This is a genomic window from Nocardioides bigeumensis (assembly GCF_039531755.1).
In the GTDB taxonomy this organism is placed as follows: Bacteria; Actinomycetota; Actinomycetes; order Propionibacteriales; family Nocardioidaceae; genus Nocardioides; species Nocardioides bigeumensis.
Map to the genome: position 1 here is coordinate 73,299 of NZ_BAAAQQ010000002.1, position 20,603 is coordinate 93,901.

Annotated in this window: 23 protein-coding genes; 8 read left to right on the forward strand and 15 right to left on the reverse strand. The window is 72.3% G+C overall.

Annotated features, from left to right (window positions below):
- The first annotated feature begins 90 nt into the window (after positions 1–90).
- Complete coding sequence (locus tag ABD295_RS01630) at positions 91–1,293, forward strand: CapA family protein (RefSeq protein ID WP_344301843.1); 1,203 nt, start codon at positions 91–93, stop codon at positions 1,291–1,293.
- On the opposite strand, the gene ABD295_RS01635 is transcribed toward ABD295_RS01630, so the two are convergent.
- From ABD295_RS01635 to ABD295_RS01680, 10 genes are all read right to left on the reverse strand, one after another.
- A complete protein-coding gene (locus ABD295_RS01635; protein ID WP_344301844.1) occupies positions 1,231–2,049 on the reverse strand; it encodes a hypothetical protein in 819 nt (272 codons plus the stop codon). The two genes, ABD295_RS01630 and ABD295_RS01635, sit on opposite strands and share 63 nt — an antisense overlap.
- Before the next feature lie 22 nt (positions 2,050–2,071).
- Positions 2,072–2,647, reverse strand: a complete 576-nt coding sequence (locus tag ABD295_RS01640) for a TerD family protein (RefSeq protein ID WP_344301845.1) — start codon at positions 2,645–2,647, stop codon at positions 2,072–2,074.
- A 100-nt stretch (positions 2,648–2,747) separates the two neighbouring features.
- Positions 2,748–3,935 (reverse strand): NAD(P)/FAD-dependent oxidoreductase, encoded by a 1,188-nt coding sequence (locus ABD295_RS01645; protein WP_344301846.1) that lies wholly within the window; start codon positions 3,933–3,935, stop codon positions 2,748–2,750.
- A gap of 47 nt (positions 3,936–3,982) precedes the next feature.
- The gene (locus ABD295_RS01650) at positions 3,983–4,447 is read right to left on the reverse strand and encodes an HNH endonuclease (RefSeq protein WP_344301847.1); all 465 of its coding nucleotides are present in this window, start codon (positions 4,445–4,447) and stop codon (positions 3,983–3,985) included.
- Positions 4,448–4,543: 96 nt separating this feature from the next.
- Positions 4,544–5,818 (reverse strand): cation:proton antiporter domain-containing protein, encoded by a 1,275-nt coding sequence (locus ABD295_RS01655; protein ID WP_344301848.1) that lies wholly within the window; start codon positions 5,816–5,818, stop codon positions 4,544–4,546.
- A 28-nt stretch (positions 5,819–5,846) separates the two neighbouring features.
- Positions 5,847–6,308, reverse strand: a complete 462-nt coding sequence (locus ABD295_RS01660) for a DUF6328 family protein (protein WP_344301849.1) — start codon at positions 6,306–6,308, stop codon at positions 5,847–5,849.
- 54 nt (positions 6,309–6,362) lie between these two features.
- Positions 6,363–7,256, reverse strand: coding sequence for an ABC transporter permease (locus tag ABD295_RS01665; protein ID WP_344301850.1), 894 nt, complete (start codon positions 7,254–7,256; stop codon positions 6,363–6,365).
- A complete protein-coding gene (locus tag ABD295_RS01670) occupies positions 7,253–8,200 on the reverse strand; it encodes an ABC transporter ATP-binding protein (protein ID WP_344301851.1) in 948 nt (315 codons plus the stop codon). The genes ABD295_RS01665 and ABD295_RS01670 overlap by 4 nt, the downstream gene beginning before the upstream one ends.
- Positions 8,197–9,063 carry a hypothetical protein gene (locus ABD295_RS01675; RefSeq protein WP_344301852.1) on the reverse strand — a complete coding sequence of 289 codons (867 nt, stop codon included), beginning with the start codon at positions 9,061–9,063 and terminating at the stop codon, positions 8,197–8,199. The genes ABD295_RS01670 and ABD295_RS01675 overlap by 4 nt, the downstream gene beginning before the upstream one ends.
- Positions 9,064–9,144: 81 nt before the next feature.
- The gene (locus ABD295_RS01680; RefSeq protein WP_344301853.1) at positions 9,145–9,555 is read right to left on the reverse strand and encodes a hypothetical protein; all 411 of its coding nucleotides are present in this window, start codon (positions 9,553–9,555) and stop codon (positions 9,145–9,147) included.
- A 106-nt stretch (positions 9,556–9,661) separates the two neighbouring features.
- Between ABD295_RS01680 and ABD295_RS01685 the strand changes: the two genes are divergently transcribed.
- The 3 genes from ABD295_RS01685 (at position 9,662) to ABD295_RS01695 (ending at position 13,974) form a co-directional block, all read left to right on the forward strand.
- Entirely contained in the window at positions 9,662–10,447 is a 786-nt protein-coding gene (locus tag ABD295_RS01685) for an SDR family NAD(P)-dependent oxidoreductase (protein ID WP_344301854.1), read from the forward strand.
- Between the two features lie 231 nt (positions 10,448–10,678).
- On the forward strand, positions 10,679–13,021 hold the full coding sequence (locus ABD295_RS01690) for an arylsulfatase (RefSeq protein ID WP_344301855.1): 2,343 nt from the start codon (positions 10,679–10,681) through the stop codon (positions 13,019–13,021).
- A 26-nt stretch (positions 13,022–13,047) separates the two neighbouring features.
- Positions 13,048–13,974, forward strand: coding sequence for a hypothetical protein (locus tag ABD295_RS01695; protein ID WP_344301856.1), 927 nt, complete (start codon positions 13,048–13,050; stop codon positions 13,972–13,974).
- On the opposite strand, the gene ABD295_RS01700 is transcribed toward ABD295_RS01695, so the two are convergent.
- The gene (locus ABD295_RS01700; RefSeq protein WP_344301857.1) at positions 13,952–14,188 is read right to left on the reverse strand and encodes a helix-turn-helix transcriptional regulator; all 237 of its coding nucleotides are present in this window, start codon (positions 14,186–14,188) and stop codon (positions 13,952–13,954) included. The two genes, ABD295_RS01695 and ABD295_RS01700, sit on opposite strands and share 23 nt — an antisense overlap.
- 258 nt (positions 14,189–14,446) lie before the next feature.
- On the opposite strand from ABD295_RS01700, the gene ABD295_RS01705 reads away from it, so the two are divergent.
- Together ABD295_RS01705 and ABD295_RS01710 are read left to right on the forward strand one after the other, a co-directional pair.
- The gene (locus ABD295_RS01705) at positions 14,447–14,923 is read left to right on the forward strand and encodes a hypothetical protein (protein ID WP_344301859.1); all 477 of its coding nucleotides are present in this window, start codon (positions 14,447–14,449) and stop codon (positions 14,921–14,923) included.
- A 55-nt stretch (positions 14,924–14,978) separates the two neighbouring features.
- Positions 14,979–15,410 carry a hypothetical protein gene (locus tag ABD295_RS01710; RefSeq protein WP_344301860.1) on the forward strand — a complete coding sequence of 144 codons (432 nt, stop codon included), beginning with the start codon at positions 14,979–14,981 and terminating at the stop codon, positions 15,408–15,410.
- A gap of 174 nt (positions 15,411–15,584) precedes the next feature.
- On the opposite strand, the gene ABD295_RS01715 is transcribed toward ABD295_RS01710, so the two are convergent.
- Positions 15,585–17,762: a thiamine pyrophosphate-dependent enzyme gene (locus tag ABD295_RS01715; RefSeq protein ID WP_344301861.1), complete on the reverse strand. Its 2,178-nt coding sequence runs from the start codon at positions 17,760–17,762 to the stop codon at positions 15,585–15,587.
- A gap of 33 nt (positions 17,763–17,795) precedes the next feature.
- On the opposite strand from ABD295_RS01715, the gene ABD295_RS01720 reads away from it, so the two are divergent.
- Positions 17,796–18,179: a YciI family protein gene (locus ABD295_RS01720; protein WP_344301862.1), complete on the forward strand. Its 384-nt coding sequence runs from the start codon at positions 17,796–17,798 to the stop codon at positions 18,177–18,179.
- Positions 18,180–18,205: 26 nt separating this feature from the next.
- Positions 18,206–19,390, forward strand: a complete 1,185-nt coding sequence (locus tag ABD295_RS01725) for an SGNH/GDSL hydrolase family protein (protein ID WP_344301863.1) — start codon at positions 18,206–18,208, stop codon at positions 19,388–19,390.
- On the opposite strand, the gene ABD295_RS01730 is transcribed toward ABD295_RS01725, so the two are convergent.
- The 3 genes from ABD295_RS01730 to ABD295_RS01740 form a co-directional block, all read right to left on the reverse strand.
- Positions 19,387–19,593 (reverse strand): hypothetical protein, encoded by a 207-nt coding sequence (locus tag ABD295_RS01730; protein ID WP_344301864.1) that lies wholly within the window; start codon positions 19,591–19,593, stop codon positions 19,387–19,389. The two genes, ABD295_RS01725 and ABD295_RS01730, sit on opposite strands and share 4 nt — an antisense overlap.
- Before the next feature lie 25 nt (positions 19,594–19,618).
- Positions 19,619–19,795, reverse strand: a complete 177-nt coding sequence (locus ABD295_RS01735; RefSeq protein ID WP_344301865.1) for a hypothetical protein — start codon at positions 19,793–19,795, stop codon at positions 19,619–19,621.
- Between the two features lie 92 nt (positions 19,796–19,887).
- On the reverse strand, positions 19,888–20,583 hold the full coding sequence (locus tag ABD295_RS01740) for a class I SAM-dependent methyltransferase (protein WP_344301866.1): 696 nt from the start codon (positions 20,581–20,583) through the stop codon (positions 19,888–19,890).
- Between the last annotated feature and the right edge of the window lie 20 nt (positions 20,584–20,603).

Here is a 20,603-nt window from a genome sequence, read left to right on the forward strand (position 1 = left end):
CGCGCTGGACGACCCGCGCTGGACGACCCGCGCTGAACGACCCGCGCTGAAGGACCCGCGCTGGACGTCCCTGCGTGACAAGGTGTGCCGGTGCGGCTTGGTCTCGTGGTGGCGTTCGTGTGCCTCTTCCTGGCCGCTGCGCTCTCGCCCATGCCGCCGGGGGAGCGCGCGGCGGATCGACCGGCACTCGTCCCCGTCTCAGGCGAGGTCGTGGAGGATCCCGCCGAGGCTCCGGCAAACCAGCCCGACGAGCCCGAAGCCGACGAGCCGGCGACCGCCGAGGAGCCGCGTCGCTTCGACGTGGTCCTCACCGGCGACGTGCTGCTGCACGAGGGCCTGTGGGACACCGCGCGCCGAGACGGCGGCGGGCGGCTCGACTTCCGCCCGATGCTCGCTCCGATGCGGCGCACCATCGAGCGTGCCGATCTGGCCGTCTGCCACCTCGAGACGCCGCTCGCGCCGCCGCAGGGTCCTTACAGCGGCTACCCCAGGTTCTCAGCCCCACCGCAGATCGCCCCCGCCTTGAAGTGGGCGGGGTACGACGCCTGCACCACCGCCAGCAACCACACCGTCGACACCGGGTTCGAGGGCCTGGTGCGCACCGTGGGCGTCCTCGACCGGACCGGTCTCGCGCACACCGGGTCCTATGCCACGCGACGCGCGTCGACGACGCCGGCCCTGGTCGAGGTGACCACGACCGACGGCCGCGCCGTGCGGGTCGGCCTGGTGTCGGCGACGTACGGCCTGAACGGCCTGCCGGTCCCCTCGGAGGCGCCGTGGTCGGTCGACCTCATCGACGTGCCCAGGATCGTGGCGCGCGCCCGGGCCGCACGCGAGGCCGGCGCCGAGGTCGTGCTGGTCGCGCTGCACTGGGGCACCGACGGCTACGCGTCCATCACCGACGAGCAGCGCAGGGTGGCTGACCTGCTGACCCGCAGCAAGGCGATCGACCTCGTCTACGGCCACCACGCCCACATCGTGCAGCCGATCGAGAAGGTGAACGGCCGTTGGGTGATCTTCGGCCTCGGCAACGCGCTCGCCCAGCAGGACGTCGCGAGCCCGGAGCTCTACGAGGGGGTCGCCGCGCGGGTGGCGTTCCGTGAGAAGCCGTCGGGCCGCTTCGCCATCGTGCGGGTCGGCGCCCGGCCGACGCTGATGACGACGTACGGCGCCCGTCCGATGCGCTACCTCGACGTCGGCAGGGCGCTCGTGGACCCGGCGTGGAGCTACCTACAGCAACGGCTCCTCGCCGCCCGCAGCGCCGTCCTCGCCCGTGTCGCGCTGCCCCGTTGAGGGCGCCTTCGACTCGAGGTACGCCGCCGCCTCGCGCACGAGGAAGAGGCTGACGTCGTCGCGGGTGTGGCCCTCGTCCTGGAACGGGACGCTCACCACCTGGATGAGCCTCTGGAGGTAGACCAGCAGGAAGGTGAAGGTCGCGACGATCAGCGCACCGCCCGCGAACGAGTCCACCTCGGTCAGCAGCAGGATCACGATGATGGTGGCGGTGATCAGCCGGACCAGGAGCATCGCCGACGGGATGAACTGCACCCGCTGGATGTAGTTCACCCGGCTCAGCTGGGTCATCAGGACGGCTTCCTGCTGCTTGAGCTTGGTGACGTAGTTGGGCGGTACGCCGGCGGCGTTCATCTGCCCGAACGTCGTGTGCAGGTCGCCCATCAGGCGTCGCGACTCGCGCCGCCCCTCACGGGTGCCGTGCCGGAACGAGTCGAGCAGCGCGACCAGGTTGCGGCGGAAGGGCTCGAGGTCGAAGTCGTAGGCCTTGCGCAGCTCGGCCGCGTCGTTGAAGAGGTCCTCGACGTTGCCCGCGAAGTCGCCGGGGATCCGCTCGCTCTCCTTGTAGTCCGAGATGGTGGCGACGAGGACGAAGCCGAGCACGAAGATCGCGCTGGACACCAGGGCGTTGTGCACCGACGTCTGGTCGACCGGCTCGAACCGGAACACGTGGTGCAGCAGGATTTTGACCACCAGCGACGCTCCGGCCACGCCGAGCGCCCAGCTGACGATGGAGCGGTTGACGTAGACGGGCAAGGGATCCCCCTCGGCGGCCGGACTAGACGAAGGCGCGTAGCAGGTCGATCGCGTCGGTCGGGACCTTCGCCGCGATCCCGCGACCGATGGTGTGCAGCGTCCACCCTGCACCGTCACGGGTGAGCTTGGCCATCACCACGCCGGTCTCGGGCGGGCCGGCGGTGAGGGTGTAGCGAGCCACCTCCGTCGCGTCGTCGTCGAGCCCGTCGAGCAGCCGGCAGTAGGCGTTGGCCACCCACTCGAGGCTGTGACCCTGATAGCTGCTGACCATCAGCACGATGGTGTCGACGCGGTGATAGACCTTCGACAGGTCGAGGGTGAGCTGCTCGTCGTCGCCCTCCCCGGCTCCCGTCTTGTTGTCGCCGAGGTGCACGACCGAACCGTCGCGGGTCGCCAGGTTGTTGTAGAAGGCGAGGTCGAAGAGCTGGTCGCCGGCGAACTGCACCGCCGTCGCGTCCAGGTCGACGTCCGGTGCGCCGGAGCCGATGAACCCGGCGTTGCGCTCCTTGTCCCAGCCGAGCCCGAGGCGCACCTCGCGCAGCGGCGTACCGTCCGCGCGCTCCACCCGCAGCTGTTGTCCCTGCGTCAGCTCGACCACGCAGCCGAACCTACCTGTCGGGGGTTCCGCGGCGTCCCCTCCGTCGGCGTACGTCTCACCGCGTTTCGACACGCCCTCTCCGCGACTTCGTTCCCCGGTCTCAGCTGCTCGTCGCAGGAAAGGGCAGGGCGATGGGGTCGGCAGCCACGCGGCTGCGCCCGTCGGCGTCGAAGCGGTCGAGGCCGAGGTCGGTGATGTCGAGCAGGTCGGTGCGACCGGTCAGCACGAGGTCCGCGGTCGCGCGGGAGACCCCCGGACCCCACATCATCCCGTGGCCGCCGGCGCTCGAGACGAAGGCGCCCGGCACGGGCCGACCGTCGCGGAGCAGAGGACCGATGATCGGCAGGTGGTCGGGGGTGTAGTCGATGGTGGCCGCCCACGTACGCCGCAGCCCGAGCCCGGCCGCAGCGGGGTAGAGCGTCTCGATCCGCGCCTGCATCAGCTCGTAGTACGCCGTGTCGAAGTTCTGCGCGCGCCCCGGCTGCTCGTCGGGGTTGCTCATCCCCCAGAGCAGGCCGCCCTCCTCGCCCGGGCGCCAGTAGATCCCGGCCGAGACGTCGAAGACCATCGGCAGGTCGCGGGGGTCGGTGCCGGGCACGCGCTCGGTGACCACGACCTGGTGGCGGGTGCCGCCGGTGAAGACCTTGGCGCCCGCTGCCGCACCGACGGTGCCGAGGTCGGGTCCTCCGGTCAGGATGACGGCCCCGGCCTCGACCGGCCCCGAGGTGGTCTCGATCCCGACCGCGCCGTTGCCGTCGACCAGCAGCCCGGTGAACGACGAGCGCTCGCGCACGTCCACCCCCAGCGCGACCAGTGCTGCTGAGTAGGCCAGCACGTTGCGCGGGGCGTCGACGTAGCCGTCACCAGCGGCGTACGACGCCCCGCTGGTCGCACCCGGCGCGATCCCGGTCCTGCGCCGGTCGACCTCGTCGGCGTCCCACCACTCGACGTCGACCCCGAGCGAGCGCTGCAGGGCGATCCGCTCGTGGGCCGCGGCGACGTCGGTCTCGCTGAAGCACGGCATCAGGTAGCCCTGGGCGACGAAGCCCGAGTCGAGCGGGTATCGCCCCCGCTGGCCGGCGTAGAACTCCCGGCTGAAGAGCCCGAGCCGGATCGCGGCCTCGGTGCCGCCCTGCGCGCGCACCATCCCGGCGGCCCAGCGGCTCGCGCCGCTGCCCAGGGTGTCGGCCTCGACCAGCACCACGCGCCGGCCGGCCTCGGCGAGGAAGCAAGCGGTCCAGGCACCGATGGTGCCGCCGCCCACCACGACGACGTCGGCGCTCACCATGGGTCGATGCTGGACCAAACTGAACGGTCAGTCAAACACCGTGGAAATCACACACCGTGGAGCGCCACGAGCGCGGCCAGCTGGGCGCGAGTGGGCTCGGTGAGGCGTACCCGCAGCCGGAGCCCGGCCTCGGCCGGCGTGCGGTCGGCCTTGCGGTGGTTGCACGACGCGCAGGCGGCGACGGTGTTGAGCCAGGTCCATCCGCCGCCACGGCTGCGGGGGAGCAGGTGGTCGATCGTGGTGGCCCGGGCCCCGCAGTAGCCGCACCGGTGCCGGTCGCGGACGAAGACGCCCCGGCGGGACCAGGTGGCCGGCCGGTACATCCAGGTCGCGGCGACGTAGCGCACCAGCCGGATCACCCGGGGCCACGGGTGCGGGCCGATCATCCGACTCTCGTGGGCCTCCTCGACGGTGGCGACCTGGCGGAAGAGCATCTTCACGGCGTGCTGGAAGGTGACGTTGCCGAGCGGCTCGAAGGAGGCGTTGAGCAGCGACACGTTGGTCGCGGTCATGGTCGAGCCCCCTTCCTGAGTCCTATCGACTACTACGGTAGGCGGGCCGCGGGTGCCCAGCCAGCGCATTCGCCGTCCCGGGCGGCCCTGGCGGCATCACGCGGCGGCCTCGAGCCGGCGCAGCACGGGCGTCGCGAGGATGCCGTGCAGGAGCACGGACGCCACCACGGTGAAGCCGATCGTCGACCACAGCCAGTCGTCAGCGAGCACGTCGGACTCGCCGGCGGCGTACGCCAGGTAGTAGAGCGAGCCCACGCCGCGGATGCCGAAGAACGCCGCCGCCCAGCGTTCCGGGCCGGTGAGGTGTCCCGCCCGGGCGGGCGCCGGGCCGCCGATGAGAGCCAGTCGTCCGGCCAGCGGTCGGACGACGAGCAGCAGCCCGAGTCCGATCGCCACCCCCCTCCAGTCGAGGCTCTCCAGCAGGCCGCGGGTCAGCGCGATGCCGAGGACGAGCAGCACGAAGAGGGTGAGGAGCCGCTCGAGCCGCTCCACCACGTCGTGCATCGCAGCGTGGTAGTCGTGGGTGCGCTCGGCCGAGCGGAAGGTCATGGCGCACGCGAAGACAGACAGGAAGCCGTAGCCGCCGCAGACCTCGCCGAGGCCGTACGCCGCCACCAGGGCGGCGATCGCCACGAGCGCCTCCCCTCGGTCGGCGACGCGCAGGGCCGCCGTACGGGACCGGAAGGCGACGTGCGCGAGGGTCCAGCCGACGGCGCCGCCGACGAGGACGCCGACCACGACCTTGCCGACGAGGTACCAACCGAGCCACTCGAGCCACCAGTCGGACACCGAGCCCACCGTCGCCGCCAGGATCGCGGCGTACACGAAGGGGAAGGCGAGGCCGTCGTTGAGCCCGGCCTCCGACGTGAGCGTGAACCGCACCTCGTCGGACTCCTCGACCTCGTGGTCGCCCGTCTGCGGCCCGCCCACCTGCACGTCCGACGCGAGCACGGGGTCGGTCGGGGCCAGGGCGGCCCCCAGCAGCAGCGCCGCGGCGGGTGCGAGCCCGGCCCACCAGCCCAGCAGCGCGACGCCGCCGATGCACAACGGCATCGCCACGAGCAGCAGGCGCCAGGTCGGTGACCACGCCCGCCACGACTCAGGACGCCTGGGCTGGAGTGGCCGGTCGAGAGCGAGCCCGACGCCCATCAGCGAGACGATGACGGTCAGCTCGGTGACGTGCTCGATCACCGCGCGGTTGGCCTGCGGGTCGAGCGGGAGACCGTCGGGGAGCGGCGTCAGCCCGAGGAGCAGTCCGACACCGACGAGCACGATCGGAGCGGACACGGCACGGCTGCCGAGGAGCTCGGGCAGCACGGCCGCGAGCAGGAGGGAGGCGCCGGCCACGACGTAGACGAGGTCAGCGGTCACTCCCGCCCGTACCCCGACCGCATGCCTGTCAGCCCGGTGTCCGGCGGTCCTTGCGCAGGGGGACGAGGACCCAGAGGACGAGGAAGAAGACCAGGGTGACGCCGAGGGTGACGAGGCCGACGACAAGACCCACGACGATCTCGAACACGAGGAACAGGGCACCGGACACCGTGACGGCCAGGAGCACCAACCCGACCCGGGCGCAGATGTTGGCCGCCTCGACGATCCAGTCCCGCCGGTTCTGGCGGAAGAGCAGCCGATGGAAGGCGACCGGAGCAATCACGAAGGCGGTGGTCGCGATCGCGCCCGTGAGCACGGCGAGGTACGTCGTCAGCTGCAACCGGTCGAGCTCCTCGAACCTGCTCGAGAAGGGGACCGTCAGGAGGAAGCCGGTGAGGATCTGCACGCCGGTCTGGGTGACGCGGAGCTCCTGGAGCAGCTCGTCCCAGTTGCGGTCGAGCCGCTCCTGCCCGCTCTGGTCGTCGCCCATGTCCACTCGTACCCAATCAGCGGACTCGAGGTCCACACCGAAGAGCCAACCGGGTCAGAGGTCCTTGCGTGCGAACGCTGCGGCGGCCAGCCCGCCGACCATGCAGAGCCACACGACGACCCAGACCAGGTAGCCCCACGTCAGCGGGGCGATGCTCAGGAACGGGAACGCCTCGACGTCCTGTCCACCCCACGTGACGATCACGGAGGGATCCTGGAAGGCGTTCATCGCGCCGCGCCAGAGCCCGTCGGTCGGGAGGACCATCCGCGAGACCGCCGCGATCCGGGCGAGCCCGTCGTTGTCGAGCGCGGCCCCGATGCCGCCGACGACCCCCGCGACCCACGTGGCTCCGAAGAGCCCGATCGCCACGACCCCGGAAGCCATCGGCGAGACCGCCGTCGCGAGCAGCAACGTGAGGGTGAGCAGCACGACGGTCTGGGCCGCCAGAAGCCCCAGGGCGATCGCCGGCCGGGGTGGCCAGTAGTCAGCGGCGGCCAGCACGATCAAGCACTGGGTCAGCCCGGCGAGGACGACGAAGCCGACGCCGAAACCGACGAGGCCGAGCCACTTGCCGAGCAGCACCGCCGAGCGGCGTACCGGCCGGGCCAGCACCGACAGGGCGATGCCCGACTCGGTCTCGCCGGCCAGCGTCGGACCGGCGAGGAACGCGGTGCCGAGAGCGGCGACGAGGCTGAAGCCGAACATCACCAGGTTGAGCAGCTGGGAGGCGACGAGGCGGACCTCCCCGCTGGTCATCGAGCCGGTGTCCGCCTCCGCGCCGAGCCGCGAGAAGCCCCACCCGCTCAGCAGGAGCAGGAGTGCCGTCAGCACGATCAGCGCGAGCAGCACCCGCCGCCGGGCCGCCTCGCGCAGCGTGAGCCCGGCGATCAGCAGGGCAGTGCGAGCCGAGCCTGGCACCAGCACGCTGGGCACCGTCGTGTCGCTCATGAGTCGGCACCCGCCGGGTCTCGCAGGATGCCGAGCAGCCGCTCCTCGAGCGTGATCCGCGCGGGTTCGACGGCGTGCACCCGGGCGCCCGCGCGCACCAGGTCGGCGACGAGCTCGGCGACCAGGTCGGGCGTTGCGGCCGGCTCGGCCCGCGTGCCCAACGCGACGACGTACCGGTCTCCGGAGCGCTCCACGTGGCCGACGCGCGCGAGGCGCGCATGGACCGCATCGGTGACGCCGGTGAGCTCGAGGCGCAGCTCCGACTGTCCCAACAGCTCGTCGAGCGTCCCCGACGCGGCCACCCGCCCCTGGTCCAGGATCACCACCCGGTCGCAGACCCGCTCGACCTCACCGATCAGGTGTGAGTTGAGCAGCACGGCCACGCCTCGGGTGCGCAGGTCGAGCACGATGTCGCGGACGTCGACGCGCCCCACCGGGTCCAGGGCGCTGGTGGGCTCGTCGAGCACCACCAGCTCCGGTCGCGCGACCAGGGCCACGGCGAGCCCCAGACGCTGCTGCATGCCCTTGGAGAAGCCGCCGACCCGGTCGCCGGCCCTCTCGGCGAGCCCGACCAGGGCGAGGCAGTCGAGCTGCTCCACGTCGGTGACCCGCGCGCCGGCGAGCCGCACGTGCAGGGCCAGCACCTCGCGTGCGGTGAGCCAGGGCTGGTAGCGGAACAGCTCGGGGAGGTACCCCACCCGCGCACGTGCCTCGGGCACGCTCGAGCGGTGGCCGAGGAGCATCGACTCGCCCCGGTCGGGGCGGACCAGGCCGAGCAGCATCTTGATCACGCTCGTCTTGCCTGCGCCGTTGGGGCCGAGCAGCCCCACGACCTCGCCCCGCTCGACGGCGAACGAGACCTCACCGACGGCCTGGCGGGCGCCGTACTTCTTGTGGAGCCCGTAGCACCAGAGGGCGGGCGTGGCCGTCGCCGACAGCGTCATTCGAGTCCCCGCGCGATGTCGAGCAGCTCGTCGCCGGAGTACGCGCCCGCCACGAGCGTCACCACACCTCCCTCGATCCACACGACTGCCGCCAAGGCCCGGTCCGGGGTCTCCAGGACCGTGGCGGTGACGCCGCCGACGTCGGAGGTGGTGGAGTCCGCGAGACCCTCGGGCACGGGCAGCGGCAGCGTCCCGGCCGAGGGGTCGAGACCGTCGAGGGAGGCGACCAGGCCGTCGGGCATCCCCCGCAGCGACAACAGGTAGTCGCGCAAGGCGGCGACGTCCGCCTCGTCCGCCGACAGCTGGGGGGCCCGGGCGGTGCCGACCACGAGCCGAGGCAGGCCGGTGTCCGACGTCCAGATTTGAGCCACCCCGGGACCGGCGTCGACCTGGAACTCCGCTCCGTCGAGCTCCGCCGGAAGGTCCGGCAGGCCAGCCTCGGCGGCGCGTGCCGCGTCGAGGGTCACCGTCGCGCCGACCGGCCCGGCCACCTGGTACGCCGGCGTGCCGGTCACCCCGTCAGGAAGGACCGTCGCCGTCGGGACTGCGAGACCGGTCTCCGTCCCGGCCGCTCGCGCGTCGTCCGCCTCGCGCGGCCGCGGGTCGCCGGCGAGCTCGACCTCGCCGAGACCGCTCAGGTCGGGCAGTGCGACCAGGTCGTCGGCGCGCACCTCGACCGTCTCGAGCTGCTGCGCGCGGAAGACCCGGAAGGCGTCGGTCCCGGCGGCGGCCCCCGCGCCTGCGATCACGAGGGCCACCGCGCTCGCCGCCACCACGGGGTGGCGGGCGAGGTCGCCGAGTCGGCGGCGACGTGCGGGGAAGGCGGGGCGAGCAGAGGGACGCGGGCGGGTGGTCGAGGTCATGCCGTCCACGCTAGGAAGCGACGCTTCCCTGCAAGGCGGATCTTTGTGTGGGTCCTGTGCAGATGCCTGACAGCTGCTTCGTCAGAACAGCGCAGCCGGGTCGAACCCGAGCATCAGCATCATCACGACGTACGCCACCACGCCCCCGCCGGCAGCCGCCGCCGCGCCGAGCCAGCCGGGGTGCGCCCTGGGCGGCCAGACGTCCTGGACGACCCAGGCGACCGCAGCAGCGAGGATCGTGCCGACCGACACCGCGACGAGCACGGCGATCGCATAGGCGTCGGAGTCCGGGCCGGCGACCTGGGTCTCGGTGCTGCCCACGACGGAGACGGCGTGCGCGACGCCGTGGAGGAAGAACAGGTAGGCGCCGACTGCCGACAGGATCGGCAGGGTCGCGCCCGAGAACAGCACGGCGTAGAACACCACGCCGCGGCCCGCCCGCACGAGGCGCCGGGAGTGCAGCATCTCGGCGGGTGCGTTGTCGTGGCTCACCCGCCCAGGGTGCGCTGCAGGCCCCGGCGTGCACATCAGCCCGGATACTCAGGCTCCAGAGCGCGTAGGCTTCGTCGCCCGTGGGACGACTGACCAGGAGGGCGACGTGGGCGGTGGTCTCAAGGGGCGCACCGCCCTGGTGACCGGCGGGGGGCGCGGGCTCGGGCTGGCCATCGCGGAGCGGCTCGCCGGCGACGGCGCGGACGTCGCGCTGGTCGGCCGGGACGAGGCGACGGTACGCCGGGCGGCCCAGCGTCTCGTTGAGGCCGGCCACCGCGCCCTGGCCATCGCCGCTGATGTCAGCCGGCCCGCCGACGTCGACCGGCTCTTCGACGAGCTCGCGGCCTGGTCGCCGCGGCTCGACGTGCTGGTCAACAACGCCGGCATCCTCGACGAGGCGCTCGTCGACGACGTCACGCGCGACGGCTGGGACCGGGTGATCGCCACCAACCTGACCGCGCCCTTCTTCCTCACCCAGGGCGCCGCGCGGCAGATGCCCGCCGGTGGCGCCGTGGTCAACATCGCGTCGATCGACGTGCACGGCGCCGACGGCCCGTTCGCCAGCTATGTCGCGGCCAAGTCCGGGCTGGCCGGGCTCACCCGGGTGCTCGCCGTCGAGCTGGCCGCGCGGGGCATCCGGGTGAACTCCGTGAGCCCCGGCTGGGCCGCGACCGACATGGCCGCCGAGTCGACCTCGCCGACCCGGCTGCGGCACATGCAGACCGACTTCGAGCGCGTCCCGATGCGCCGGCTGGTCACGCCCGAGGAGGTCGCCTCCGCGGTGGCGTACCTCGCATCGCCGGCGGCCTCCGGCATCACCGGCACCGACCTCGTCGTGGACGGCGGGACGATCGCGAACCTCTACATCCTCGAGACCCTCCCTGACGAGTGAGCCCGACGAGTGAGCCCGACGAGTAAGCCCGACGAGTGAGCCCAGAGCTGAGTCCGGAGCTGAGTCCGGGGCTGAGTCCGGGGCTGAGTCCGGGGCTGAGTCCGGGGCTGATTCCGGGGCCTGACGGCGCACAGCGTCGTCCAGGTCGATAGGAGCCATAGAGAGTCCGTCTCCCCAGCCCGGCCGATCCGATTGCGCGCACTGGCCACAGCCGTCACAGTGGCCATCGAGATGACCTCACAGGACCACATCGCCGGCCCCTCGGCGCAGCCACCCGGGCCCGACCGCACCCGGCTCCCGCTCACCGTCGACACGACGGCACGACCGATCCGTCCGGTGGAGACCCCTGAGGGCGCTCCCAACGTGCTGGTCGTGCTGATCGACGACATGGGCTTCGGCGCGTCGACGCCGTACGGCGGCCCGTGCGACATGCCGACGGCCGAGCGACTGGCCGACGAGGGACTGCGCTACAGCCGCTTCCACGTGACCTCGCTCTGCTCGCCCACCCGACAGGCGCTGCTCACCGGCCGCAACCACCACTCGGTCGGCATGGGCGTCACCTCGGAGATGTCGACGCCCGAGCCGGGCTACCACGGGTTCCGGCCCGCCAGCGCGGCCACCGTGGCCCAGATCCTCGGTGGCAACGGCTACAGCACCGCGGCGTTCGGCAAGTGGCACCAGACCCCGCCGGTGGAGGTGAGCCCGTCGGGTCCCTTCACGCGCTGGCCGACGGGGGAGGGGTTCGACCACTTCTACGGGTTCATGGGCGCGGAGATGAACCACTGGTATCCCCAGCTCTTCCAGGGCACCACGCCGGTCGAGCCCGACCGGCTGCCCGAGGACGGCTACCACCTCTCCGAGGACCTCGTCGACCACGCGATCGACTGGGTCACCACGCAACAGGCGATCACTCCTGACCGGCCCTTCTTCGCGTACGTCGCCTTCGGTGCCACGCACGCGCCGTTCCACGTCGCCGCCGAGTGGCGCGACAAGTACGCCGGCCGCTTCGACGCCGGCTGGGACGCGCAGCGCGAGCAGATCCTGGCCCGGCAGCAGGCGCTGGGCATCGTGCCCGAGGACGCCGTGCTCGCCCCGTGGGCCGACGGGTTGCCGCGCTGGGAGGAGCTCGACGACACCGAGAAGGCGGTCGCGGCGCGCTTCATGGAGCTGTACGCCGGGTTCGCCGAGCACACCGACGTGCAGGTCGGCCGGCTCGTCGACACCCTGGACGAGATGGGCGTGCTCGACGACACCCTCGTCTTCTACCTCCTCGGCGACAACGGCGCCTCCGGCGAGGGCGGCCCGCTGGGCACCCTCCGCGAGCACCTGGTGGGGCACGGGCTCTTCGAGGACGCCGCCGACATGGCGCCGCAGCTCGACCAGCTGGGCGACCCCACGACGTACCCCATCTATCCCGCCGGCTGGGCGCTGGCGATGAACACGCCCTACCCCTGGACCAAGCAGATCGCCTCGCACCTCGGCGGTGTGCGCGACGGGATGATCGTGCGCTGGGGCAACGAGATCGCCGACCGCGGCGCGATCCGGCACCAGTACCACCACGTGATCGACGTGCTGCCCACGATCCTCGACGCCGCCGGCCTGCCCCAGCCCGACACCGTGGCCGGGGTCGAGCAGCAGCCGATCGAGGGCACGAGCATGCGTTACACCTTCGACGACGGGGCGGCGCCGGACCGCAGGCGGACGCAGTACTTCGAGATGATCGGCAACCGCGGGATCTACCACGAAGGCTGGGCCGCGGTCGCCCGGCACGGCATCCCCTGGCAGATGGTCGACGTCAGCGACCGCCCGTTCGAGGACGACGTCTGGGAGCTCTACGACCTCGACAACGACTGGAGCCAGGCTCACGACCTCGCCGACCAGTATCCCGAGCGGCTCGCCGAGCTGCAGGCCGTCTTCGACTGGGAGGGCGAGAAGCACAAGGTGTTCCCGCTCGACGCTCGGGTGACCGAGCGCGAGAACCCCGACGTCGCCGGCCGCCTCGATCTCCACCAAGGCCGCACCACCCTGGTCTTCGGGCCCCGGGTCGGCCGGTTGAACGAGGAGGCGGCGCCCAACGTCAAGAACCGCTCCTTCCTCATCACCGCCGACATCGAGGTCGGCGAACGGTCCGGCGGGGTGGTCGTCGCCCAGGGCGGGCGCTTCGGCGGCTGGTCGCTCTACCTGGTCGACGGGGTCCCGGCGTACGCCTACAACTTCGTGGGCCGCGACCTGACCGTCGTGCGGGGGACCACCGCCCTGGAGCCCGGACAGCACCAGCTGGGGCTGAGGTTCGCGTACGACGGCGGGCCCCCCGGCAGTGGCGCGACGGCCGGCATCGAGGTGGACGGGGTGCTGGTCGCCGCGACCCGGATCGAGCACACGACGGCGTACTACTTCTCCTTCGACGAGACCTTCAACGTCGGCGTCGACCGGGGTACGCCCGTGGTGGACGACTACCCGCCGGTGCACAACCGATTCGAGGGTCGGATCGCCACCGTGCGCTTCGACCTCGAGGAGGAGGGCGTGTCGAGCCCCGAGCAGGACCGGGTCCGTGCCCACCTGACCCATCAGTGAGCAGGCCGCTGAGGCACAATCCCGCCATGACCAGATCTCGGATGGCCATCGCCGTCGGCGCGCTCGCGCTCCTGGCCAGCGCGCTCGTCACCATCAGCGGAGCCTCGGCCACCGCCGATCCGCCTGCGGAGTCGGCCTCGGCCGACTCGTCACTCCAGGGAGTGCCGAAGGGCTTGCCCGGCGGCGGCAAGAAGGTCTTCGGTCGCGACCGCTTCCTGTTCGCCTACTACGGCTTCGCGCACCCGTCGACGACATTCGTGCTCGGCGAGACCAACCCCGACCGGGCCTTCGCGAAGATGCGCCGGCAGGGTCGCAAGCTGCTGCGCGACGGTGAGAACCTGCTGCCCGTCTACGAGCTCGTCGTCACCGTGGCCGATGCCGAGCCGGGCACGGACGGCGACTACGCGCACGACACGCTGCACTCGAAGGTGCAGGAGTACGTCGACGCGGCCGAGCGCAACGGGGCGCTGCTCCTGCTGGACCTCCAGCCGGGGCGGGCGAGCTTCCTCGAGGCGGCCAAGCGCTGGGAGTGGGCATTGGTGCATCCCTGGGTCGGACTGGCGCTCGACACCGAGTGGCGCATGAGCTCGACCCAGGTGCCGGGCCGCGACATCGGTGACGTGACGGCCAAGGAGCTGAACAGGGTCGCCGCGTGGGCGTCCGACCTCGTCAAGGCGCAGCGGCTGCCGGAGAAGCTGGTGGTCCTCCACCAGCACCGGCCCGGCAACGTCAAGGGGATCAGCAAGGTGCGCGACCACGACGGGGTGGCGTGGGTGCAGCACGTGGACGCCGCGGGCTCCCCGGCGAGCAAGATCGCGACGTACCGCAACGTGGCGCGGCCGCGGCAGTTCGTGACGGGCTTCATGGTCTTCCTCGAGAGCGACGCCCCCGTGATGAAGCCGCGCGCCATCCGCGGGATCGACGACGCGATCAGGTTCGTCTCGCACCAGTGACAGTCCGCCGAGTGCCCTCGAAGTAGTCGTCGCGGTCCACCTCCAACCATCGGCAGAGCCGGGAGGTGACCCGGTCGGAGCAGTCGCGGTCCTTGCCGCTCTCGAGCAGCGAGATGTATTGCTGGGTCGTCCCCACCAGCGCGGCGAGCTGCTGCTGGGTGAGCCCCTTCTCCATGCGCCGGCGGCGAAGGCTGCCGGGATCCTTGACGAACATGCAGTCCTCTCGGTCGCCCTGTGTCTTCGTTCGGCGTAGGAGCGGGATCATCGTGCCTCGCTGGTGGGTGGCATGCAACTTGCTCCTGTGTCCGTAGCAACCAGTTGTGAACGGGCGGACGGGTCAGTAGGAATCATTTGCGCAGGTCATGCCCCCGACGGCCGCCGAACGGCGGGTGGAAGACTTGTGGTCGCGTCGAGGTGACGGTGCGGTCGTCGAACGACCGACATCCAGGTCAGGCAGGCAAGTCGATGAGGCGTGGAGGCCAAGAGCGTGGCGCAGTCCAGCGAGACCCTCAAGCAGCTGCTCGAGCGACGGCTGGCAGAGCTCGGCAGCCGCCGCGGTCGCGGCGAGAAGCTCAGCCTGCGCGAGGCGTGGCTCAAGCTCCCCGAGAAGCCCGGCGGCGGCAAGGTCATCTCCTACGAGACCGCGCGGCGGATCCGTGAGGACGGTCACCAGAACATCAGCGACGAGACCGCCGACGCGATCGCGCTGATGCTGAAGGTCAAGGTCGACGAGGTCCTCCTGGCGGCCGGCCAGCGCAAGCGCCTGGGCCGGTTCGAGCTGCCCAAGCGCGCCGACCGGCTCACCGAGCGGGAGCGGGAGCTGGTGCTGGGCGTGGTCGACGCGATCCTGGACGCTGCCGAGGGTCAGCGCAGCGCGGCGCCGCTGCGGCAGACCTCGACGCCGATGCAGCGCAAGGCGGCGCGCTACACACGCTCGCGTCACCCCTAGTCAGCCTCGCAGTCCGGGACGCCGGCGTCGGTGGCCGGCTCTACGATCGGCGGCCATGACGAGGGCGATCCATCCGTGGCGGCGCTTCGCGGCGCTCGGGCAGGTGCGGCTGCTGTGGCACGACGGCGGCGAGGCCGGGGTCACCGACTTCGTCGGCGGCACGGTCTCCCTCCGGCGGGGCATGACCCAGGCCGAGCGGCGTACGACGGTGCTCCACGAGTGCCTGCACGTCGAGCGCGGCCCCGTGCCGGTGACGCTCGCCGAGCGGGAGGAGCTGCGTGTCGAGAAGGAGACCGCCCGCCTGCTGCTGCCCGACCTGGAGGTCGTCGCCGTGGCGCTGGAGTGGAGCCGCGACCTCCACGAGGCCGCCGAGGACCTCTGGGTCGACGAGCAGGCCTTGCGGGTGCGGCTGGAGCACCTCGGCGCGGGCGAGCGCGCGTGGCTGGAGGCCCGGCTCGACGGGGTCAGGGGAGCAGGCGGCGCATGACGACGCGAGGAAAGCCGTCCGTCACCGAGTCGGTGTCGTGGACCTTCTGCAAGCCTGCGGCCTCGAAGAGCGAGCGAGTGCCCACGTGCGAGATCCCAGCCAAGACGGCCCAATCACCCCGCCACGTCGGCGAAGCTGGTGGCGGAGCGGACCTCGATGCCCATGGATTCGACGCTAACCAGGCGCACCGACAAGCGCAGCGGCCGCGGCGACGACCTCGTCCTCGCCCAGCAGCACGGTCGCAGCCGCCGGTCCGAGGGGGATGAGGCTGTCGGCGCTGCTCACGCTGCCCAGCCGCGCGGCGTGGCCGGCCCTGGCGAGCGTCGCGACCACCGCGTCGGCGACGCCCCCGCTCGCCCGTGTCTCGTCGACGACGAGCACCGCGGGGAAGCCTCGCGCGACCGCCAGGATCTCCGCCTCGGGGAGCGGGGCGAGCCAGCGCAGGTCGAGGACGGTGCTGCGCACGCCCGAGGACTCCAGCTCTCTGGCTGCCCGCAGCGACATGGGCAACCCGTTGCCGAAGGTGACCATCAACAGGTCGGTGCCGGAGCCGTGACGTCGCGTGCGCCGGCCCGCGTCCCCGTCGGAGGAGGGGGCAGAGGTCCAAAGCCCGTCGCCGGCGGCGTACAGGTCCTTGCGGTGGTAGAGCGCGATCGGCTCGAGGTAGACGCAGACCCTGGCGTCTTCCTCGGCCAGGCGGACGCACTCCCGCAGCAGCGCCGGGGCATCGGACGGATGGCTGGGCACGCACACCACCAGGCCGGGGACGTCCCGCAGCACCGCGACGGAGTTGTCGTTGTGGAAGTGACCACCGAAGCCGGACTGGTAGGCGAGCCCGGCGACCCGCACCACCATCGGGTTGGCGTACTGACCGTCGGAGAAGAAGCCGAGCGTGGCCGCTTCGCCGCGGAGCTGGTCCTCCGCGTTGTGGAGGTAGGCGAGGTACTGGATCTCCGGGATCGGCAGCGCGCCGGCCAGCGCGAGACCGAGCGCGGTGCCCAGGATCGTCTGCTCGTCGAGCAGTGTGTCGACGACCCGGCGGCCCCCGAAGCGTCGGTGCAGACCGCGGGTGACGCCGTACACGCCCCCCTTGCGGCCGACGTCCTCACCGAGCACCAGGGCGTTCGGGTGCGTCGCCAGGATGTCGGCGAGCGTCGCGTTGACAGCCTGCGCCAGGGTGAGCCCGGCCTCCTGGGTCGTCGCGACGGCGGCTGGTCGAGCGCTTCTCTGGCTGCGGGGCGCGGTCAGGGGGCGCATGACGTCGGCGCGCGTGCCCAGACGCTCGGCGCCCACGACGCGCTCGGCCTGCGCGACGACGGCCGCCCGCTGCGACTCGTAGACCTCGAGCACGCCCTCGGCGGTGAGCACGCGCTGGTCCACGAGGTGCCGCGCGGTCGCCACGAGCGGGTCGCGGGCGAGGTCGGCGGCGAGCTCGGCCCGGGTGCGGTACGCCAGCTCGACGTCGGACCCCGCGTGCCCGAGGAACCGCACCGTCGACAGGTGCAGCACGGCCGGACGACGGGTGCTGCGCACCTGGTCGACGGTCTCGCGGACGGCGGTCAGGAGCGGGCCGGGGGAGGGGTCGGGCGCCGCGACGTACGCGATCCCGGGCAACGCCTGCAGCGTGCGTGCGGTCCAGCCGGCGGGGGTGGGCGTGCTGATGCCGAGGCCGTTGTCCTCGCACACGAAGAGGACGGGGACGTCGAGGCCGCGGTGGGTCAGGTACGCCGCCGCGTTGAGGGCGCCCTGGGCCGTCGAGTGGTTGACCGAGGCGTCGCCGAGGCTGCACACGACGATCGCGTCGTCGGGCCACTCGTGGTCGGTCACCGACGCGAGGGCGCCGAGCGCGAGGCCGAGCCCCACCGCTCGGGGCAGGTGCGACGCGATGGTCGAGGTCTGGGGCACGACGTGCAGCGCCGCATGGCCGAACACCTTGTGCCGACCGCCGGAGATCGGGTCGGCCGCAGCCGAGGCGAGGCTGAGCAGGAGGTCGCGGGCCGCGTCGGTCGCCGCCTCGGGTCGCTCCTCGGCGTGACGTGCGGCCCGCGCCGCGTAGAAGCCGCCCGACCGGTAGTGCAGCAACGCCGGGTCGTCGACCCTGGTGACCAGCCCCACGGCCGCGTTGGCCTCGTGGCCGGCCGACGCGATCGTGTAGAAGCCCTCGCCGCGCGCCTGCAGCCACCGGGCCGCGAAGTCCACGTGCCGGCTGAGCGCCTGCGCCCGGAAGAGCGCGAGCACGTCGCGGTCGTCGACAGGGCTCGGCTCCGGGTCCCCGGCGGCCCCCGGGTCCCCCGCGACCAGCGTCCGCGCGACCGCGACGAACGCCTCGTCGACAGGGTGCCGCTCGCTCACGGGGTCCATCCTGTCGGACTAGGGTCGAGGACCATGGCGCGCGACCCGAACATCCCTGACGCCTTCGACGTGGTCACGGTCGTGGTGCTGAGGCGGCCGGCGGACGCGCCCGTGATGTCCGACGAGGAGCTCGACGACCTGCAGGCCCGGCACCTGGCCTACCGCGCGGACCTCGGTCGCCGCGGCCTGCTGGCGGCCAACGGACCGTTCGGTGAGCAGTCGGACCCGGCGTACCGGGGCATGTCGGTCTTCGCCTGCGACGCCGCGGAGGCGGCCCGGCTGTCCGACGCCGACCCGTCCGTGATCGCAGGCCGCCTGGTCTACGACGTCATGGAGTGGTGGGTCCGCGCCGGAGCCCTGGCGTTCCCTCTCGCCGAGGGTCCCGTCGGCGAGCGTCGGACGCTGCCCGACGACTGACCTAGCAGCTTCGGCATGCTGGGTCCATGCCCTCCGCGCCCGATCTGACCCCCGTGCCGCTGACCGCCGACATGGTGCGCGGCGCGGTCGAGCTCGAGCCCACTGGTCGAGGACTGCTGCCGCAGCGACTCCCCGTCTGGGCGCGCCGGCGCGCCGACCCTCAGCTCGCGTTCGCCGCCGCGCAACCCTCCGGCGTACGCCTGGTGCTGCGCACGCGCGCCACCAGGCTGCGTCTCGAGACGGTCCCGACCAAGCAGGTGTACGTCGGCGCCCCGCCGCGTCCGGACGGTGTCTACGACCTCCTGCTCGACGGCGAGCTGGTCGCGCAGGCGACGGCGATCGGGGGTGACACGCTCACCTTCGACCTGGCGACGGGCGGCTACGAGCACACGCCCGGCTCGACCGCGGTCGTGGAGCTCGACGGGCTACCGGCTCACGACAAGCGGGTGGAGGTGTGGCTTCCCTGGAACGAGCGCACCAAGCTCGTCGGACTCGCCGCCGACGCGCCTGTCACCGCCGATCCCGCGACGGCCCCGCGCTGGGTGCACCACGGCAGCTCGATCAGCCACGGCTCCAACGCGAGCAGCCCGACCGCGACCTGGCCGGCCCGCGCGGCGGCGTACGCCGGCATCGAGCTGCTCAACCTCGGCTTCAGCGGCAGCGCGCTGCTCGACCCGTTCGTGGCCCGCGTGCTGCGCGACACGCCCGCCGACCTGATCAGCCTCAAGCTCGGGATCAACGTCGTGAACACCGACCTGATGCGCCTGCGCGCGTTCGTCCCGGCTGTGCACGGGTTCCTCGACACGATCCGCGACGGTCACCCCGACACGCCGTTGCTGGTCGTGTCGCCGATCGCCTGTCCGATCCACGAGTCCACTCCTGGACCCAGCGACATGGACCCGTCCGGGCTCGCCGAGGGACGGCTGCGCTTCGTGGCGGCCGGCGATCCGGCCGACGTCGCGCGGGGCAAGCTCACGTTGGAGGTGATCCGTCGCGAGCTGGCCGGACTGGTGGACCAGCGAGAGGACGCACACCTGCACTACCTCGACGGTCTGTCGCTCTACGGTCTCGACGATGCGGAGCGACTTCCGTTGCCCGACGACCTGCACCCCGACGCAGCCACGCACGCGCTCATCGGCGAGCGCTTCGGGCTGGCGATCGACGGGCTGGCGATCGACGGGCTGGCGATCGACGGGCTGCGGCGCTCCTAGCGCCGGTTGGCGAAGAGCTCGACCTGATGCGTCCAGCTGGGCGGGACCACCCGCTCGTCCCCACAGCGTTCGCAGGCCTCCCCGCCCCACACCCCGCTCTTCGCGACAGCGACCGCAAGGAGTGTCCACTCATGGGTCACGCACGCGTCGCCGGACATGTGCTCGACGCTAGGCGCCTCGCCGGGCGCGCGCACGGTGCGCATGCACCAGTTCGTCTGGTGCGTCCGCTCAGCTCGCGACGGCCAGCGCGGCGGCCGACAGGGCGACAGCCTTCACCGCTGCGCCCGGCCGGGTCACGCGCTCGTCGCCGCAGATCCGGCAGATCTCCTCGGTCCACACCTCGGCCCGGGCGACCTCGACCGCGCTGATGCTCCACTCGTGTCCTGCGCACTCCGGTGTGCTCATGACGTGCTGCCTCTCGATCGGGGGGTGAGGGCGGTTCAGTGCGGAGACGCGCGCCTCGCGCGCCCATGACGCGGGCGCCCGGTGTTGTAGTCCTAGGTATGCCCTCGGTCGGAACCCGCCGTCCGCTGCCACTCGGCGGTGTAGCGGAAGCCGACCCGGCGGCGCACTCGCGACCCGGGCAGGACCTCGTCGAACGCGCGCCGGATCTGGTCGAGCGAGTCCTCGGGGTCCTTCACCGGCATGGGTACGTTGTCGGCGATCGCCCGCTTGGCCACCCGGGGGTGCAGCACCATGCCGATCACGGGGTTGAGGAAGAGGTTGGCCACGTCCCACGCCCAGTCGACACGTGACTCCGGGCGAGCGAGCCCGACCACCAAGAGCCTGCCTCCGGGCGCGAGCAGGCGGCGTACGTCGGCCAACGCCGTGCGCGCGTCGAGGTGGTGCAGCACCGCGACCACGGTGATCACGTCGAAGGTCCCGCGAAGCGCATGAACGTCGTCGGCGACGACGAACGCGTTCGGCCGACCCTTGAGGCGCTGCTGGGCCTCCCGGCGCATGCCGGCGTCGAGGTCGGTGCCGATCGCCGTCTGGAAGGTCTCGGCGAGCTGCTCGAGCAGCGCGCCGCGGCCGCAGCCGATGTCGAGCGCGCGCCGGCGAGACTCCGGCAGCCGGCGCAGGATCCAGGCGTGGAAGAAGTCGTTGTGGCTCCACGGATGCCGGGCGTTGAAGCGGTGCATTTCCGCCACCAGCCGAGGCGCGTACCGATGGCTGAACGCCCGAGGGTCCACCCGGCCACGCTAGTCGCACG